This window comes from Francisella salimarina (assembly GCF_007923265.1).
Classification (GTDB): domain Bacteria; phylum Pseudomonadota; class Gammaproteobacteria; order Francisellales; family Francisellaceae; genus Francisella; species Francisella salimarina.
In genome coordinates, this window is sequence record NZ_VOJA01000004.1 from 151,839 (window position 1) to 167,278 (window position 15,440).

Genomic DNA, 15,440 nt, shown 5'->3' on the forward strand with positions numbered 1-15,440 from the left:
AGGTAGTTGCTAATGAGTTATTATTTTTTGAGTGAAAACTGCTTTATTTACAATATCAGTAATAAATTATCTTTAGACGATAATCTCAAAATTTTAAATATCTATAAGTCTTTTATTAGAGATAGAGCATTTTGTCACAAGTTTGGTATCTATGATATTGTTCCATCTTATAATTCAATAGCGTTTCATTTTGATTATAAAAATCTTGATCGTTTGCAGGAAGCTATTCTAGCCAAAACTGAATCTATAGATTTTAGTGCCATTATTGATTCAAAAACACATTATATAGCGGTTGACTATAGTGGTGAGGATTTACCCAAAATATCTGAGATTTTAGGAATAGAAATATCTGAGATTATAAAAAGACATACTCAAGTTGAATACCATATTGCGATGTTAGGTTTTAAGCCATATTTTCCATACCTACTTGGTTTAGACAAAAGTTTAAGTGCACCTCGCTTAGCAACACCACGAAATAGAATACCTGCTGGATCTGTTGCAATTGGAGGTTCTCAAACAACTATTTTTCCTGAGCAATCGCCGAGTGGTTGGAATATTATAGGAGTATCTAAGTTTAGAGATTTCTCTAACTTTAGTGCTGGTGATAAGATAATTTTTAGGGAGAAGTGATGCTTTTGATAAACTGTGATTTAGGAGAGAGGGGTGTTGCTCATCCTATTGATGATAAGTTAGTTGAATATATAGATATTGCAAATATTGCTTGTGGTGGTCATGCAGGTAATAAAGAAAGTGTTGATTACTATGTGAATCTATGTCGAGATCACAATGTCAAAATTACAGCACATATTTCCTACCCAGATAAAGAAAACTTTGGTAGAAAGGTAATAAGCATTGCTAATGATATTTTATGTTCATCTTTTGATGAGCAGTTTGCACTTTTTGATAAAGATATCAATGCTATTAAACCGCATGGAGCCTTATATAATGAGCTAAATGTTAATCATGAGTTAGCAAAAGTTTTTATAGGCTGGTGTATTAAAAACGATATTCAAGAGTTGGTTGTTAGCCCTTTTGGTATAGTTGCTGAGTATGCCAAAGAAAATGGTATAAAAATTGTTAAAGAGAGTTTTGCAGAGAGAGGCTACATGCTTGATAGTGTTAATAACCCTATGCTAATACCAAGAGGCCAACCAAATGCTGAAATACATAATGTAATGGAGGCAGTTGAGCAGTATAATCAGCTTAAACAAGGATTTATTAAGATAGATGATCAAGATATCTTATTTGAGTCACAAACTGTATGTATACATTCTGATAGTAAGATAGCTTTAGAGTTAGCGCAGCAGATGTACGATATTAGAGGCTAAAATTATGGAGAATATCTTTTCGACTAAAGGAGGGTTACTTTTTCCAATTTCATTACGGGAATATGGTAAGCAAGATAAAGGAGCATCTCCTAAAGGGGCTCAAGATCAATTAAGCTTTATGACAGCCTATAGTATCTTTAATCAGCCTGTAGATTTTCAAGCTATTGAAATGATTTATCCCAGCGAGATTGTAGCTACTGATGATATATTGGTTTATTTATGTGGGGCTAGCTATCAAGATACTTTTATCGATGAAAATATCTGCGTAAATTATAATCAAGTCTTTGAGCTTAATAGAGGCCAAAAGTTAGAGTTTAAAGGTTCAAAAAAAGGCTTTCGCACAATAGTTTTTGCCGTAAAAAAACAATCACAAACCATCGAGTTGGTTGGCAAACAGAGATCGTTAGAATTAGAAGACTATATAAGTCAAAACTATCGTCATAGCTTCATAAGAGTAATCAAGGGACCTGAGTATGATATTTTAAAAGATTGTGCTTTTTTTGAGAGTAGTTGGACTATTTCAACAAACTCTAGTCAGATGGGGTTACCTTTAGATGGAGTTTTTCTTGATACACAAAAAATTGAAATGATATCCCAGCCTGTAACAGATGGTACAATACAGTTAGCCCCAAGTGGTCCGATAGTATTGTTACGACATCGACAAACAGTGGGGGGATATCCGCGGATTGCAACTGTTATTGAAGCAGATATTAATAAATTATCACAGTATGCTCCTGGATCTAAGGTAAGGTTTAAGTTGGTTAGTTTAGAAGAGGCTTGTGAAGTAAATAATATTCTCAAAGACCTTATTAGTAAGGTATAAACTGATATAGTAACCTTTAAAGATTCCATATTTAAGTATATTATTCTTAGAGAAATCAAAAAATATAAGGTACTGTGCTCGTGATAAAAAAAATATTCCCGAAGCAAATAGGTGTTTATAAAGCGACAGTTATATTAAGTCTTCTGTTTGGCTATGTATATAATATCCCACTTATTATAAAATTTTTCCAAGATGTTGCTCAAGATAGTACATTTAGCTTATGGTTTGTGATTAGCTGTTTTGCAGTTTGTTTCTTAGCTTTTTTTCTGATTTTTAATCTGATTAATTTTCGTTATATATTTAAGCCATTAATGATTGTTTTGATTGCAATTGGAGCAATTGTTTTTTACTCGGAGATGTTTTTAGGAATTACTTTTACCTATGGTGTGGTAGAGAGTATTTTTGATACAAATACACATGAGGCACTATCTTATTTATCTATTGGGAGTGTTGCTAGTTTTATATTTTTTGGTGTTTTACCAATTGTTATACTTCTCAGAGTTAAAATAGTATATCCAAAATTTAGTAAAAGTGCTTTGATTAGAATCGCTAATATCATAGGGACTTTAATATTAGTTGTAATGATTTTAATTACAAACGTAAAAACTATTTTCCCATTCTTTAGAAATCATAATGAATTAGGAGATTACCCTAATCCAATAATTTACGTAGGTATCACTTCAGCAATTATTGCAGAGAAGTTTATTCCACCTTTACCGTACCAGCCAATTGGTGATGGTGCAAAAGAAGTTAGAAATACTGATAAGCCAAATCTAATGGTATTTGTCTTAGGCGAGACAGCGAGAATGCAGAATTATCAGTATAATGGATATAATAGAGACACAAATCCTTATACTAAAAATCTTGGAGTTATTGCGTTACAAGATGTAGCATCATGTGGTACTTATACAGCATTGTCAGTACCTTGTATGCTATCTAATATGCCAAGAGTTGACTACAATGCAAGGCAAGCTGCTGCTAGAGATAATGTCTTAGATATCATGAAAAAAGCAGGTTTAGACGTCATTTGGTATAATAATAATGGCTATGATTGTAGATATACTGGGGTATGTAAGCGAATAGAAAATATCTATATCAATACTAGTGATTGTAAGGGTAATAGTGCAGGTGGATTTTGTCATGACTCAGTGTTACTAAAAGAGCTAAAAGAGAATCTTGCAAAAAATGATGATGGTAAAAGTAAGGTAATTGTTTTACATCTAGTTGGAAGTCATGGACCAACTTATTATCAGCGTTATCCTGCAGAGTTCAAGAAGTTTACTCCGACATGTGACCAGGGTGATATAAATGCCTGTAGCAGAGAAAAACTAGTAAATACTTATGATAATACTATACGTTATACCGACTATATATTATCAAAAGTTATTGATACTTTAGATAGCAAAGAAGTAACTACTAAATATGATAGTGCAATGGTCTACATATCTGATCATGGAGAGTCTTTAGGAGAGGACGGCTTATATCTTCATGCCGCACCTTATGGTATAGCTCCATTATATCAAAAAAGAGTGCCGTGGATTATGTGGTTCTCTAAAGATTTTTTAAAAGATAATAAGCTTAATAAAGCTTGTTTAGTTAAAGAAGCTAAGAGAGAAGACACTTTCTCTCAAGACAATGTTTTTGACTCATTCTTAGGACTTATGAATATCAAGACAGCTGCATATAGTCCAAAACTAGATATTTTTGCAAATTGTCGAAACGCTGGGTAGATTAGATGTTAAATAAGCCTAAATATACGCTTTTTAAAAATACTTCATATGCACTAAATGGCTTAGTAGATATTTTTAAAAATGAAAAATCTTTTCGTCTGCAGTTACTTCTTTTTGTGATTTTGACAGTAGCTATTTGGGTACTGCCTTTTAGTATAGTTTCAAAGTTTGTTCTACAGATTGTATCAATGTTGCCAATTTATGCAGAGATTATAAATAGTGCTATTGAAAGGGTAGTTGATTTAGTGACAACTGACTATCATATATTAGCAAAGCAGGCTAAAGATGCAGGTTCAGCTTTGGTCTTTGTATCTTTTGTAATAGAACTTATTGTTTGGATTATGATTATTTATCTGAATCTATGTTATTGAAGTTGTATAAATGCTCAGAAGTGAAGTATTTATATTTTTGAATTTTTATTATATAATACTAGCCTTTTTATAAAAAAGCTTGGTTTTTAGAATCAAGGGACTAATATTTTATTTTAGAGTTGTTGCAAAAGCAATGCTTATTTAGATATATTTTTTAAAGTGATTTCTTATTGCTATTCTTTGTTTTTTTATTGTAGACTTTGTGATGTTAAAATAGATGTTGAAACATTGTAGTTAGGGAGATCACATAAATGCTACGTAAACTGGTTAAAACTTTAATACCAAGTCAGGATAAAATTTTTTTTGATTTAATGATAGAAGCAACTGAGTCGGTAGAAGATTCGGCTAGAATTCTTGACAAACTTGTTAAAGAGGAAGATAACCTAACGATATCTGAGCTATCAGAAGAGCTGAGATTAACAAGAACTGTAACAGTTGAAGTAGCTAATAAAATGGATCATGAGTTGGCTCGTTACTTTGTAACCCCAGTTGATAGGGTAGAGTTACATAACATTACTACTTTACTTCTAAAGTTAAATAGAAGAATCGTTAAAATCCACAGGTATATGCAGATACTAATGGAAGAAGAGCGTGGCAACGTAAATATATATCTAGCAACTAGTGTCGAGACTTTACGTAAAATGACAAAAGTACTTGATGATATGATGAAAGCTTTTGTCAAAGGGGATAATAAAGAACTTAAAAACTTCTATATTAGAATTACAGCGTTAGATGAGAATGTACTTGAAGAACTAGGTCATGCGCTTAAGAAATTCTCTCACTATGATGAGGGGGATGTAATATTTATCATGAAAGTTAAAGATATTTATAAGGCTATAGAGAGTGCTATCTCTACGTGTACATCTGTAGCAGAATCAATTATGAGATTGTATGTAAAAGAAGTTTAACGAACAAGGTAAATAAAGATGATTACATCAGTGCTTATAGCCATCATTGTAGTAGCGTTGTTTTTTGAGTTTACAAATGGTTTCCACGATGCTGCAAATGTAGTTGCAACACCTATCGCAACCAAATCTCTAACACCATATCAAGCTATTGGTTTGGCAGCATTTTTTAACTTTTTGGGTGCTTTCTTTGGAACAGCTGTTGCTGCAACAATATCAAAAGGCTTAGTAGATACAAGTGTTGTTACCGATATTGTTCTAATATCTGCTTTATTAGGAGCTATTAGCTGGAACTTTTTTACTTGGAGTTTTGGTATACCGTCGAGCTCATCACATGCTCTGATCGGATCATTAGTTGGTGCTGTAATTATTAGCTCTAGTTACCAAGATGTTAACTATGTGACAGTAATTCATAAGGTCATTATACCAATGATAAGCTCACCTATTATGGCATTCTTCTTAGCACTTATAATATGTATTATTCTACTTAATATTTTTATGAGGTTCTTTATGGTTAGAACTACAAATAAATACATAAGAGAAATGCAGGTGCTATCTACCAGCTTATTGTCTTTTTCTCACGGCTCTAATGATGCTCAAAAAACAATGTCAATAATAACACTTGCGCTACTAAGTGCAGGAGTTGTGCAAACTACTCAGGTTCCTAATTGGGTTATCGTTTTATGTGGTGTTGCAATGGGGCTAGGGACATTATCAGGAGGTAAAAAGATAATTAAAACTTTAAGTGCAAAGCTATCAAAACTAGAGCCGGTTAATGCTGTTTCTGCAGAATTAAGTTCAGGTATATTAGTTTTGGGTGCTTCACATATAGGTTTGCCAGTTAGTACTACTCAAGTGGCATCGGGTTCTATTATGGGGGCAGGTTATGCCGATTCCGGTGTAAACTGGAAAGTTGTTAAGAAAATGGTAACAGCATGGGTTTTGACAATTCCAGCATGTATCGTTGTTACTAGTGTTATATATACTATTCTTTTCAAAATTTTTGGTACTTTCTAAAAGTTAATTACTATAAATCTCTTTTTTTAATAAATAAAAAGCCTATAATTCAAAGCAATTAAATTTACTACCTAATACTTAAATGCAAACAAAGATCAATAAGTTTATGGTTTATCTTCATTGGGCCACGGTTATCTTGATATTTCTAGCTTTTATATCAATAGAGTTTAGAAGTATATTTGGTAAACATTCTCTATTTCATGATGTAATGAAAACATCTCATTTATATATTGGTTTTTTGATTCTGTTTATTACTATTCTAAGGTTGGCTATAAGAAAGTTTGTAAGTTTTCCATTTATAGGGCAACGACTTGAGTATAATAAATTTAGGACTATGGTCGCTAATTTGGTACACATATTTTTATATTTTTGGTTAATTACTATGCCAATATTAGGTTGGTGCTTGATAAGTGCAAAAGGAACTTATGTTATTCCTTTTGGTTTGCCAGCTATTACAGATGTGCTCTCAAGAGCTAGTGTCGTCAGACTTAAAGAAATCCATGAAGTTTTTGCATATGTTGGGCTAGCTGTAATATTTATCCATGCATTAGTAGCAATTACAGAGTATTATATCATTCGTAGTAGAAGAGGTTAAAATCTACTGATATTGGACTTGTATTTTTTTGATACCTTCTCTAACAATTTTTAGAAGCTCGTCTTTATATTTAGAGTGCTTGTATATAAGTATCAGGTGAGACTCTAATGGAAAATCTATCTCAAAGCCTTCTATTTTGACAATATCATCACATTCCTTGAGGACAGCATCATAATAAAATTTTGGCATAAATCCTATAGTATTTTCACTCATCAGTAAGTTAGCTTTTTGAATCTCGTTATCAACCGTAAATTTAATTTTATCAAGATTAAATTTGTAACTTTTATTATCGTGTTTAAACTCATTTGTGCCTTGAGAAAAGTCATATCTGTTAAATACTAGAGGAGCTTCAAGAACCTTATCTGGATTATTATGTAGATCTTTTACAAACTCTTTGTTTCCGTATAAGTATGCAGGTAGCTTAACGGCATCTACAGATGTACAAACTATCCAATCATCTAAATCAAGAAACTCAAGATGCTTGTTAAATATTTGTATGACATTGTATGAATCAAACTGGAACTGGCTGCCATTAATATTATCTACCTGGTAACTATCTAGTGCAAAATTAAATGCTTCGTTATTAATCTGTTGTATCTGTGGTAATGCTAAATCAATAATGATTTTGATAAATAGGGGAGTACCAAGTACTTTTATAGATTGGCGTTGTCTGAAGCCACTTTGTTTTACATTTTGGATAGTATTTTCCAGATCTGTCACAATTTTATTGCAAGAGTGAAAATATTTCATGCCATCACTAGTTGGAGATATACGATTTTGTACATTTCTAATAAGTTTTAGATCTAGGTATTTTTCTAGTACATCTATCTTATTTTTTATAGTATTCAGTTCTACAGAGTAGCACTTTTTAACTGAGCTATAAGACCCTAATTCCACTAACTTTAGAAAGTAGCGTGTAGCTTCAATAATATCTTTGTTAATACCACTCATCTTATTAGAAAAACTTGTCAATCCTACTATTTATAATATCATTATGAGAAGTATTACAAAAGCACTAAAAGAATGTAACAAAACTATCTATAGACTCTCTTTCGGTACGATAGTTATTTACAGCAGCGTTAGTATCTTCATAACCAATTGCTATACCACATAGCAAAGTATAGTCGTCAAATCCTTGTAGCTCTTTTTTGACTATATCTGGATAGTGTCCTAGAGAGGCTTGAGGACATGTTGCAAGTCCTAAGTCTAGAGCAGCTAGCATTATTGATTGGATAAGCATACCACAGTCCATATAGCCACTAATTCCTGTATTGGGGTGCTTAAATATGAATATGGCTGAAGGTGAATTAAACGATAAATAGTTTTTTTTCCATTGCTCAATACGTCTTTCTTTATCTTCTCTCGCTATATTTAACGCATTATATAAGTCATGACCACACTTAACAGCACGTTCTTTAAGTTCTCCATCTAATGGAATATTGCTATCATAATCATACTCCATTCTTGGAGGTTCGCGGTTATCACATGCAGATAGTATCTTACTCATCAAGGCCATCTTCTTTTCACCGCTTACTATAGCAATTTTCCATGGTTGAGTATTTTTGCTAGAAGGTGTCCACCTTGTGGTATCAAAAAGATTTTCTAGTATTTTCTTGTCTATAGGCTTATCAAGAAACTCTCTAACGCACTTACGATTTTTTATAGCTTCAGATATTTGCATAAGTTTTACCTATTAATTGTTATATCTATAATTTAGACCATAAGCTTTGATGATACTTTATTTTTTAATACCTAAAAAGTCAAATGTTGTTAGGCAGGATACTATTGTAAACACTTGACAAAAGAAATTATTATTTGATATATTGATTGGTTCCCTATTTTCAAATCTGAAAAAGGCAATGAATGTATATAAAAAGGAGGGTAAGTATGAAGTTAGCGCGAGTCTTTACAAAAAAAGTTTCTCTAGCGAAAACTCTTAGCTCGAAACCACAAGGTTTTCAAGCTAGTACAAAGAATGCTGAAGAAAAGAAAATTAAAAAATGATTTTTACTATCAAAGCTATATAATAGTTTCTAAACACTAGAAAAGGAGATAAGAAAGTGTTTACTAAAAAAATGGCTTTCACTTATTTTATTACAGTTATATTGATTTTTAATTCTGGCTGGATTGATAGTATAGTCTTATATAATTCTTTTGGTGCCAGTGTGGCAGTTATGTCGGGTAACTTGAGGATTTTAGGACATAGTATTGCTGGTGGTGACTGGGTATTTATGTATAAAGTAGCTGTGCTTGTTTTTGGCTTTGTTGTAGGTGCTGCTGTTAATGGGGTCATTATGAAAACAGATGCCTATGTTATCTCTGAAGATCATACTAAGACACTAGTCCTACAAAGTGCTGTAATGCTTACAGGTACTTTATTGATAGATATTTTTAGTAATCATCGTGTTATTGATGATTTATTTTTAGCTATGGCAATGGGTATGCAAAATAGTTTTACTACACTATTTTTTGGAGGTTTTGCCCGAACAACTCATATGACGGGTACAACTACTGATCTGGGAATAGAAATTGGTAGAGCCTTACGAGGCAAAACAGATAATTTATGGAAAATACCATTTTTTGCTGTATGTATGACAATGTTTGTCGTTGGTAATGCTGTAGGTGTGATTTGGGTTGAGATTACGGGAGATTACTTCACCCTGATGTTATTCCCATCAGTCATATTACCAATTTTTGTTGGTATTGTGATTCTACTAACCTATAATATGAAGGTTAAAAATCATAGTCTTTAGTTTAAGGTTGGTAGTAAGTCCAAAGAGTTTAGAATCTGGAGAGCAATAATAATAATTGCAATAACCACAATTAGCATAGTTATTAGAGAAGAGCTAGCTAGAGCTTTTTGTTTACGGTAGTTTATAACCCATAGCATCATAACAGGTAAAGCAACCTGAAGTATCGCTACAAAAATACTTGCATAGCCAAGAGCTGTTTTAAAGCCATCTGGGTAGGCAATCGCATAAATATAAGCCGGTAAAAATGTTATTACAAAAGCAAGCGTTTTATGTTTGTGTAAGTTCTTAGCTATTTTATAAGTATTCCTATTAAAATCAAAAAGCCCTAGTGCAACACCAAGAAAAGATGTTGCTAAGGCAAAGAAGCCAAATAGAAAAGATATTGTCGAGATATATCCAGAGCTAGTACTGAAGTGATCAATAATAACGGATGTGATTTCACCAGATTGCTTACCTAAGATGCCAGTGGGTGTTGCAACTGGAAGTGAACCAAGAGTTGCAAAAATCCATAATATATAAACTATCAGCGGTATTGTGCTACCAATTACAATAGCTTGGCGTAGAGATTTTCTATTCGATCCCACATAGGTTCTTAATGTGGGGATTATATGATGAAATCCAAATGAGGTTAGAAGTATGGGAAATGCTGCCCAAATAAAATTAGGATTCTTGATTTGATAATTTAGATGATCAGTAGAAATGTGTGGGATAAGAACAGCAACTAGTAGTAGAAATGCTAAAAGTTTGCCTGTAAACATAATTTTGTTAACATGATCAACTAGCCTTGTACTGATATATATAAAAACTCCTAGTATTAGTATAAAAATAATGCCTGTGAGTTTTTCTGAGATATTAAAACCAAGACTTCCTAGTGTTGTTGAAATTAAGTATCCACCACCGACAGTATATGCGGCTACTAAAGAGTAGAGTAAAAGAACATAACAAATCCAAACTATACCGACACCAACAGGACCTAAGGTCTGTTTTGTCATTTCTACAAAATTAGCGCCATCTTCCATTTTTAGGTTAACTTCTGCTAATATCAGAGCTGTAAATGTCATCAAAGCCCATATACTGATAATTAAAATAGAACCTATAAAAAAGCCACAGCTCGCTACAGTTGCAGGAATTGCTAACATCCCAGCACCAATACATGTGCCGGATATAATCATTGCTGCGCCAAATTTTCTTGATAAAAACATATTAGATTGTATAAAAAACTGGAATTTTAAATCCCAACTCTACCATTTAAAGCTTATAATATATTTATTATAGCCGATAAGATTGTTATTTCTACAAAATGGATAGTATGAAGGATAAAATTAGGCAAGCTTTGGTTGAGCTTGATATTCTAGCAACAGAAGAGCAGGTTGAACAATGGCTAGAGTATTTAAAACTTCTTGAGAAATGGAATAAAGTTTATAATATGACTGCTATTAAGAAGATTGATGATATGCTAGTCAAGCACTTATTTGATAGTCTCGCTGTAGCTAAGTATATCAAAGGTAGCTCAACTGTCGATGTTGGTACTGGAGGAGGTTTGCCAGGAGTGGTTTTGGCGATACTATATCCGCAGCATCAGTTTACTCTGGTTGATAGTGTTGGCAAAAAAATCATGTTTCTCAAAAATGTCAAAAAAAGCTTGGGCTTGGATAATATTAATCCATTAAATATACGCATTGAAAACTTAGATGGTAGCTTTGATAATATTATCTCGCGTGCATTTAGCTCAGTTGATACATTTTATGAATTATGTAAGCATTTCTTAACTAAAGATAATCAAATGCTAGCTATGAAAGGCCCAGATCTAGAGGAGCAGAACTTAGCATCTTTGCCATTGGATATTGAAAAGCATAGCATAAAAGTTCCTTTCTTGAATGCTGAGAGAAACCTTATTATAATGAGAAAAAATAATGATCGATAAAGAATTTATTCAAAACTCATATACGAATATCATCAAAAATATAGACTCAAATGCTAGGCTTCTGGCTGTCAGTAAGTATCAGTCTATCGACAAAATAGAATATTTAGCAAGTCTTGGGCAATTAGATTTTGGAGAGAATTATTTTCAAGAATTAGAGCAGAAAGCTCAGCAATTACCAAATCTAAAATGGCACTTTATTGGTTCACTGCAATCACGTAAGATAAAGCATATTGTTAAGTATGCTGATTCAATTCAAAGTGTAGAGAAAATAGAACATCTTGAGAAAATAAGTAAAGCTGCTATTAATGAAAATAAGCATATAGATGTTTTCTTACAAATAAATATAGATGATGATGTCAGTAAATCTGGTTTTAAATCAACTCAGTTAGATGATGTTATTGAAGCTATAGTTAAAGCGAAAAAATTCAGTAATCTAAAGGTGGTTGGACTAATGTGTATACCTGCAAAATCAGACTCTCCAGAAAAGAGCTTTGCAAAAATGAAGGTATTTTTTGACACTATTAATGCTAGTTTAGCTTATGAATTAAAATTATCGAGACTGTCAATGGGAATGAGCGCTGATTATAAATTAGCTATACAGTATGGCAGTACAGATGTTAGGATAGGAAGTAGCCTTTTTGGTATTAGAGAAGCCTAGTTTATTATTTTCTTTATATATTTAGAAAGTAGTTTTTTATATATCTCATTAATTATTAAAACTATAAATACAGCTACAAATGTTTCAAAGGCTCTGTCTAGTGCTATTGTGTATGATGTCGCTGACGATAAAGTGATTATACTCCAACTAATAATCATACATGACACAAAAAGATTCAGTAGTAGATAATATGATATAGAACAATTAACTAAGAAAAAAAGAGCCAGTAGTAGAGCTATTTGTAAATAGTAATGATTTTTTAATGGAATCATTAGTATCGCGATTATGAGAGGACCTAGTATATTGGCAAAACCTCTTTTAAGAGCAGTTATCTTTACTTTTTCATAAGAGTAGCCAAGAACCAAAACTATAGTCATCATAATCCACCATGGATTAGTATTTGGTAGGTATATAGTCATAAAATTCGTTACCAAGTATCCTATAGCAAGTGACGCAAGAGCAATAATCATCACATGATGATATTTATCTCGAATCCTCTCGCGGTTAGAGTGTGGCTGATCTCTATATAGCAGTATATTTATCAAAGCATAATAGAATACAAGCAATACCATTACTACTATTACACAAGTTAGAGTTATACCTATACTGACATGACTATATCCGAAAGCACTTGAAACATATCCAATAAAACAAAACTTTGTGAGTATCTCTGGCATTATTCTAAATTTTGTTGGTAGATAAAAAGTCAAGCCACCCATTATGAGTGTACAAAAAGGTACAACTATAGGTAGTTGCGATACAACGGTTCCAATAATCATAGCGGCACTTATAGAGATAATAGCGATAATGATATATAGATAACTTTTCCTATATACTCCATGGATTGAAGCAGTACACAAGGCTGTAATACCTACTAGGCTATTAACAAAGGCCTTAGGTAGAAGAAGATAGCTTATGAGGGCAACTAAACCTAACAGTATTGTCAATAAAAAAGACTCTATAATTATTTTTTCACGCACTATTAGCTTTAATGTTGTATGTGATTTCATGGTTATTATTTCGTTAGAAAAGTACGATAAGGATAATTGATATAACAAAAGATATAAATACACATCTTCTTACATCAAGTAAAAATTTGACTATTCATAACAAGTTTTACAAACTCTTTAACTTTGGGTTGAACAAATTTATTTTTAGGATAGTAAATATAAATATCTTGATGATCTAAAAACTCGTCTTTAAGCAATTCTACAAGTTTACCATTCTGTATTTCATCTTTTACAATATATTCATGAAACTGAGCAATTCCAAGATCATTTAAGACACATTCTTTCATAAACTCCATGTTATTCGCAGATAAATCAGAAGGAGGCACTTGAGCCTTTACTTTGCTTTCTCTAATATTTACAAGAGCAGTAGCTCTAGAACTATGGGGAATATACTTATGATTTACTAGATCAGATAGGTTAGAGGGGATACCATAAAGTTCTAGATATACAGGACTTGCACATAATATGTATCTTGTTGTAGCTATTTTACGAGCAATAATATCTTCAGGAGGAGTCCAGTTAACTCCTAGAATTATATCTGTTTCTTGAGTTTTAAAATTAGGCATTCTCTCTTCAATATTTACTTCAATTTTAACCTTGCTAAATTTCTTGGAGTATTCTTTGATCAGACCTATCAGAACACTCTTGGCAAAAAATGAGGAAGTATTTATTTTTAGGATGCCTGATGGTTCGCTATGAAAAGATTCTGCTAGATCACGAATGTTTTCAATTTCATTTTGTAATGTTTTACAATACTCAAATAAAAGCTTGCCTTCATGCGTCAATGAAAGTCTACGTGTTGTCCTAATTAGCAAGTCAACTTTGAGTTCCTTTTCTAATTGCTTAATAGTGTGACTTACAGCAGCTTTTGTTATACCAAGAGCATCTGCAGTATTTGTAAAGCTTCCATAAGTTACTAATTTATAAAAAATTTCAAAAAAATTAATAGGTATATTTTTTTTATTTTTAATTGTCAAATTTTACTAAACATAAGTTTATTAATGATGATATTGTAAAATATATTTTTTAATTTACTATAGCAATAGTTAAATTTTTTGATAAAAAAGGAATGGCTATGAAAAATTATAAAATCATACTTCTGCTTAGTTATATAAGTATAGCGAGCGCATCAGCTGTGATACTAAATCCGGCTTTACCTCACATCAGTAGTGAATTAAATCTTGCAAATGGGCAAGTAGAGTGGATTGTGAGTATTTTTCTGGTAGGGTATGTTGTTGGACAACTTATATATGGCCCAATTGCCCGTAGGTTTGGTAGTGTAAGTACATTACGAATAGGCTTAGTTATTAATTTGATAGGTATTATAGTTTGTATATTTGGTGGGATTCACTTATCTTTTGAGTTATTGCTTTTAGGTAGATTGATTACGGCTTTAGGATCATCTGTTGGATTGGTTTGTACGTTTATTATTTTGAATCACTCTGTAGAACCATCTAGAGCAAAGACAGCACTGTCATTTGCTAGTATATCTTTTGCATTGTCTGTAACTTTAGCTATCATGATAGGTGGCTTTGTTAATTACTATTCACATTGGAACTACTGCTTTTATGTTCTATTAGCTCATGGGGTTGCGATGTATTTATTTACTTATTTATATCAAAATGAAACACCTAGTATTTCAAAGATTAATGTTGGCAATATTTTTTCAGGGTATATAAATGCATTATCAAGTCCAAAACTTTTGATTTTTGCTTTTATAATAGGTGTAATGTCAACATTTAGTTATTGCTATACGACAGCTGCGCCATTTATTACTCAGCAACTTTTTGATTTTAATAGTGCTGAATTAGGTACTTATAATGCTATGACTATAGTAGGTATTATAGCGGGCTCATTTGGCGCAGCAAAAATTATCAATAGTTATGATAATGTTCTAGTTTTGAAAATTGCAATTGCTACTTTGTTGGTTAGTTTTATGATTATAGCTTCTATGGCATATTTTGATATTATTACGCCGATTATGTTTTTTGGTATTATTACGCTGATGTATTTTATTACAAGTTTCATATATCCGGCAGCATCACATATAGCATCCAATGCTTTAGCTGATGACAAAGCGAGTGCTTCTGCAATGATGAATTTTATAAACATGGCAGTTGCAGTTTTATCGGTAAGCATCATGGGCTATATAAGCTTAGATTATATATATAGTTTTGTTGTTATTTGTTTAGTGGTGTCAGTTACTGCATTTTTCTTTTTGTTTCTAAAAGGTTTTGCTAAGGAATAATCTTGGTAATATCCTAGCTATAGGTTTTTATATATAGTAAAATCATAGCCATATCAATTAATTACTTTTTTGCGTTAA

General features: G+C 32.1%; 17 protein-coding genes. 12 read left to right on the plus strand and 5 right to left on the minus strand.

Annotation, left to right across the window (positions count from 1 at the left end):
• Window positions 1–12 precede the first annotated feature (12 nt).
• The 8 genes from FQ699_RS06190 (at window position 13) to FQ699_RS06225 (ending at window position 6,769) form a co-directional block, all read left to right on the plus strand.
• Window positions 13–630 (plus strand): 5-oxoprolinase subunit B family protein, encoded by a 618-nt coding sequence (locus FQ699_RS06190; RefSeq protein ID WP_146421607.1) that lies wholly within the window; start codon window positions 13–15, stop codon window positions 628–630.
• Window positions 630–1,328 (plus strand): 5-oxoprolinase subunit PxpA, encoded by a 699-nt coding sequence (locus FQ699_RS06195; protein ID WP_146421608.1) that lies wholly within the window; start codon window positions 630–632, stop codon window positions 1,326–1,328. The genes FQ699_RS06190 and FQ699_RS06195 overlap by 1 nt, the downstream gene beginning before the upstream one ends.
• 4 nt (window positions 1,329–1,332) lie before the next feature.
• Window positions 1,333–2,151 carry a 5-oxoprolinase subunit C family protein gene (locus FQ699_RS06200; RefSeq protein WP_146421609.1) on the plus strand — a complete coding sequence of 273 codons (819 nt, stop codon included), beginning with the start codon at window positions 1,333–1,335 and terminating at the stop codon, window positions 2,149–2,151.
• Window positions 2,152–2,231: 80 nt separating this feature from the next.
• Complete coding sequence (locus FQ699_RS06205) at window positions 2,232–3,881, plus strand: phosphoethanolamine transferase (protein ID WP_146421610.1); 1,650 nt, start codon at window positions 2,232–2,234, stop codon at window positions 3,879–3,881.
• A gap of 5 nt (window positions 3,882–3,886) precedes the next feature.
• A complete protein-coding gene (locus FQ699_RS06210; RefSeq protein ID WP_146421611.1) occupies window positions 3,887–4,252 on the plus strand; it encodes a diacylglycerol kinase in 366 nt (121 codons plus the stop codon).
• Window positions 4,253–4,503: 251 nt separating this feature from the next.
• Window positions 4,504–5,160, plus strand: coding sequence for a hypothetical protein (locus FQ699_RS06215; RefSeq protein WP_013921870.1), 657 nt, complete (start codon window positions 4,504–4,506; stop codon window positions 5,158–5,160).
• Between the two features lie 18 nt (window positions 5,161–5,178).
• The gene (locus FQ699_RS06220) at window positions 5,179–6,174 is read left to right on the plus strand and encodes an inorganic phosphate transporter (RefSeq protein WP_146421612.1); all 996 of its coding nucleotides are present in this window, start codon (window positions 5,179–5,181) and stop codon (window positions 6,172–6,174) included.
• Window positions 6,175–6,256: 82 nt separating this feature from the next.
• Entirely contained in the window at window positions 6,257–6,769 is a 513-nt protein-coding gene (locus tag FQ699_RS06225; RefSeq protein ID WP_146421613.1) for a cytochrome b, read from the plus strand.
• Window positions 6,770–6,772: 3 nt separating this feature from the next.
• On the opposite strand, the gene FQ699_RS06230 is transcribed toward FQ699_RS06225, so the two are convergent.
• Window positions 6,773–7,720: a LysR family transcriptional regulator gene (locus tag FQ699_RS06230; RefSeq protein WP_146421614.1), complete on the minus strand. Its 948-nt coding sequence runs from the start codon at window positions 7,718–7,720 to the stop codon at window positions 6,773–6,775.
• A 64-nt stretch (window positions 7,721–7,784) separates the two neighbouring features.
• Window positions 7,785–8,450 (minus strand): nitroreductase, encoded by a 666-nt coding sequence (locus tag FQ699_RS06235; protein ID WP_146421615.1) that lies wholly within the window; start codon window positions 8,448–8,450, stop codon window positions 7,785–7,787.
• 379 nt (window positions 8,451–8,829) lie between these two features.
• Here FQ699_RS06235 and FQ699_RS06240 point away from each other — a divergent pair, with 379 nt between their 5' ends.
• On the plus strand, window positions 8,830–9,522 hold the full coding sequence (locus tag FQ699_RS06240) for a YoaK family protein (protein ID WP_146421616.1): 693 nt from the start codon (window positions 8,830–8,832) through the stop codon (window positions 9,520–9,522).
• Here FQ699_RS06240 and FQ699_RS06245 read toward each other — a convergent pair.
• Entirely contained in the window at window positions 9,519–10,724 is a 1,206-nt protein-coding gene (locus tag FQ699_RS06245) for an amino acid permease (RefSeq protein WP_146421617.1), read from the minus strand. The two genes, FQ699_RS06240 and FQ699_RS06245, sit on opposite strands and share 4 nt — an antisense overlap.
• A gap of 98 nt (window positions 10,725–10,822) precedes the next feature.
• Between FQ699_RS06245 and rsmG the strand changes: the two genes are divergently transcribed.
• Together rsmG and FQ699_RS06255 are read left to right on the plus strand one after the other, a co-directional pair.
• Window positions 10,823–11,446: a 16S rRNA (guanine(527)-N(7))-methyltransferase RsmG gene (rsmG, locus tag FQ699_RS06250; protein ID WP_146421618.1), complete on the plus strand. Its 624-nt coding sequence runs from the start codon at window positions 10,823–10,825 to the stop codon at window positions 11,444–11,446.
• On the plus strand, window positions 11,436–12,104 hold the full coding sequence (locus tag FQ699_RS06255; protein WP_146421619.1) for a YggS family pyridoxal phosphate-dependent enzyme: 669 nt from the start codon (window positions 11,436–11,438) through the stop codon (window positions 12,102–12,104). The genes rsmG and FQ699_RS06255 overlap by 11 nt, the downstream gene beginning before the upstream one ends.
• Here the strand turns inward: FQ699_RS06255 and FQ699_RS06260 are convergent.
• Both FQ699_RS06260 and FQ699_RS06265 read right to left on the minus strand, forming a co-directional pair.
• A complete protein-coding gene (locus tag FQ699_RS06260; protein ID WP_146421620.1) occupies window positions 12,101–13,114 on the minus strand; it encodes an FUSC family protein in 1,014 nt (337 codons plus the stop codon). The two genes, FQ699_RS06255 and FQ699_RS06260, sit on opposite strands and share 4 nt — an antisense overlap.
• A gap of 74 nt (window positions 13,115–13,188) precedes the next feature.
• Window positions 13,189–14,085, minus strand: coding sequence for a LysR family transcriptional regulator (locus FQ699_RS06265; protein ID WP_179951690.1), 897 nt, complete (start codon window positions 14,083–14,085; stop codon window positions 13,189–13,191).
• 104 nt (window positions 14,086–14,189) lie between these two features.
• On the opposite strand from FQ699_RS06265, the gene FQ699_RS06270 reads away from it, so the two are divergent.
• Window positions 14,190–15,362, plus strand: a complete 1,173-nt coding sequence (locus FQ699_RS06270) for an MFS transporter (protein WP_146421622.1) — start codon at window positions 14,190–14,192, stop codon at window positions 15,360–15,362.
• The last annotated feature ends 78 nt before the right edge of the window (window positions 15,363–15,440 follow it).

What these genes read in the sequence shown, in the direction of transcription:
- FQ699_RS06190 (WP_146421607.1), top strand. Translation starts at nt 13, where the DNA reads ATGAGTTATTATTTTTTGAGTGAAAACTGCTTTATTTACAATATCAGT.
- FQ699_RS06195 (WP_146421608.1), top strand. Translation starts at nt 630, where the DNA reads ATGCTTTTGATAAACTGTGATTTAGGAGAGAGGGGTGTTGCTCATCCT.
- FQ699_RS06200 (WP_146421609.1), top strand. Translation starts at nt 1,333, where the DNA reads ATGGAGAATATCTTTTCGACTAAAGGAGGGTTACTTTTTCCAATTTCA.
- FQ699_RS06210 (WP_146421611.1), top strand. Translation starts at nt 3,887, where the DNA reads ATGTTAAATAAGCCTAAATATACGCTTTTTAAAAATACTTCATATGCA.
- FQ699_RS06215 (WP_013921870.1), top strand. Translation starts at nt 4,504, where the DNA reads ATGCTACGTAAACTGGTTAAAACTTTAATACCAAGTCAGGATAAAATT.
- FQ699_RS06220 (WP_146421612.1), top strand. Translation starts at nt 5,179, where the DNA reads ATGATTACATCAGTGCTTATAGCCATCATTGTAGTAGCGTTGTTTTTT.
- FQ699_RS06225 (WP_146421613.1), top strand. Translation starts at nt 6,257, where the DNA reads ATGCAAACAAAGATCAATAAGTTTATGGTTTATCTTCATTGGGCCACG.
- FQ699_RS06230 (WP_146421614.1), bottom strand. Translation starts at nt 7,720, where the DNA reads ATGAGTGGTATTAACAAAGATATTATTGAAGCTACACGCTACTTTCTA.
- FQ699_RS06235 (WP_146421615.1), bottom strand. Translation starts at nt 8,450, where the DNA reads ATGCAAATATCTGAAGCTATAAAAAATCGTAAGTGCGTTAGAGAGTTT.
- FQ699_RS06245 (WP_146421617.1), bottom strand. Translation starts at nt 10,724, where the DNA reads ATGTTTTTATCAAGAAAATTTGGCGCAGCAATGATTATATCCGGCACA.
- rsmG (WP_146421618.1), top strand. Translation starts at nt 10,823, where the DNA reads ATGGATAGTATGAAGGATAAAATTAGGCAAGCTTTGGTTGAGCTTGAT.
- FQ699_RS06255 (WP_146421619.1), top strand. Translation starts at nt 11,436, where the DNA reads ATGATCGATAAAGAATTTATTCAAAACTCATATACGAATATCATCAAA.
- FQ699_RS06260 (WP_146421620.1), bottom strand. Translation starts at nt 13,114, where the DNA reads ATGAAATCACATACAACATTAAAGCTAATAGTGCGTGAAAAAATAATT.
- FQ699_RS06270 (WP_146421622.1), top strand. Translation starts at nt 14,190, where the DNA reads ATGAAAAATTATAAAATCATACTTCTGCTTAGTTATATAAGTATAGCG.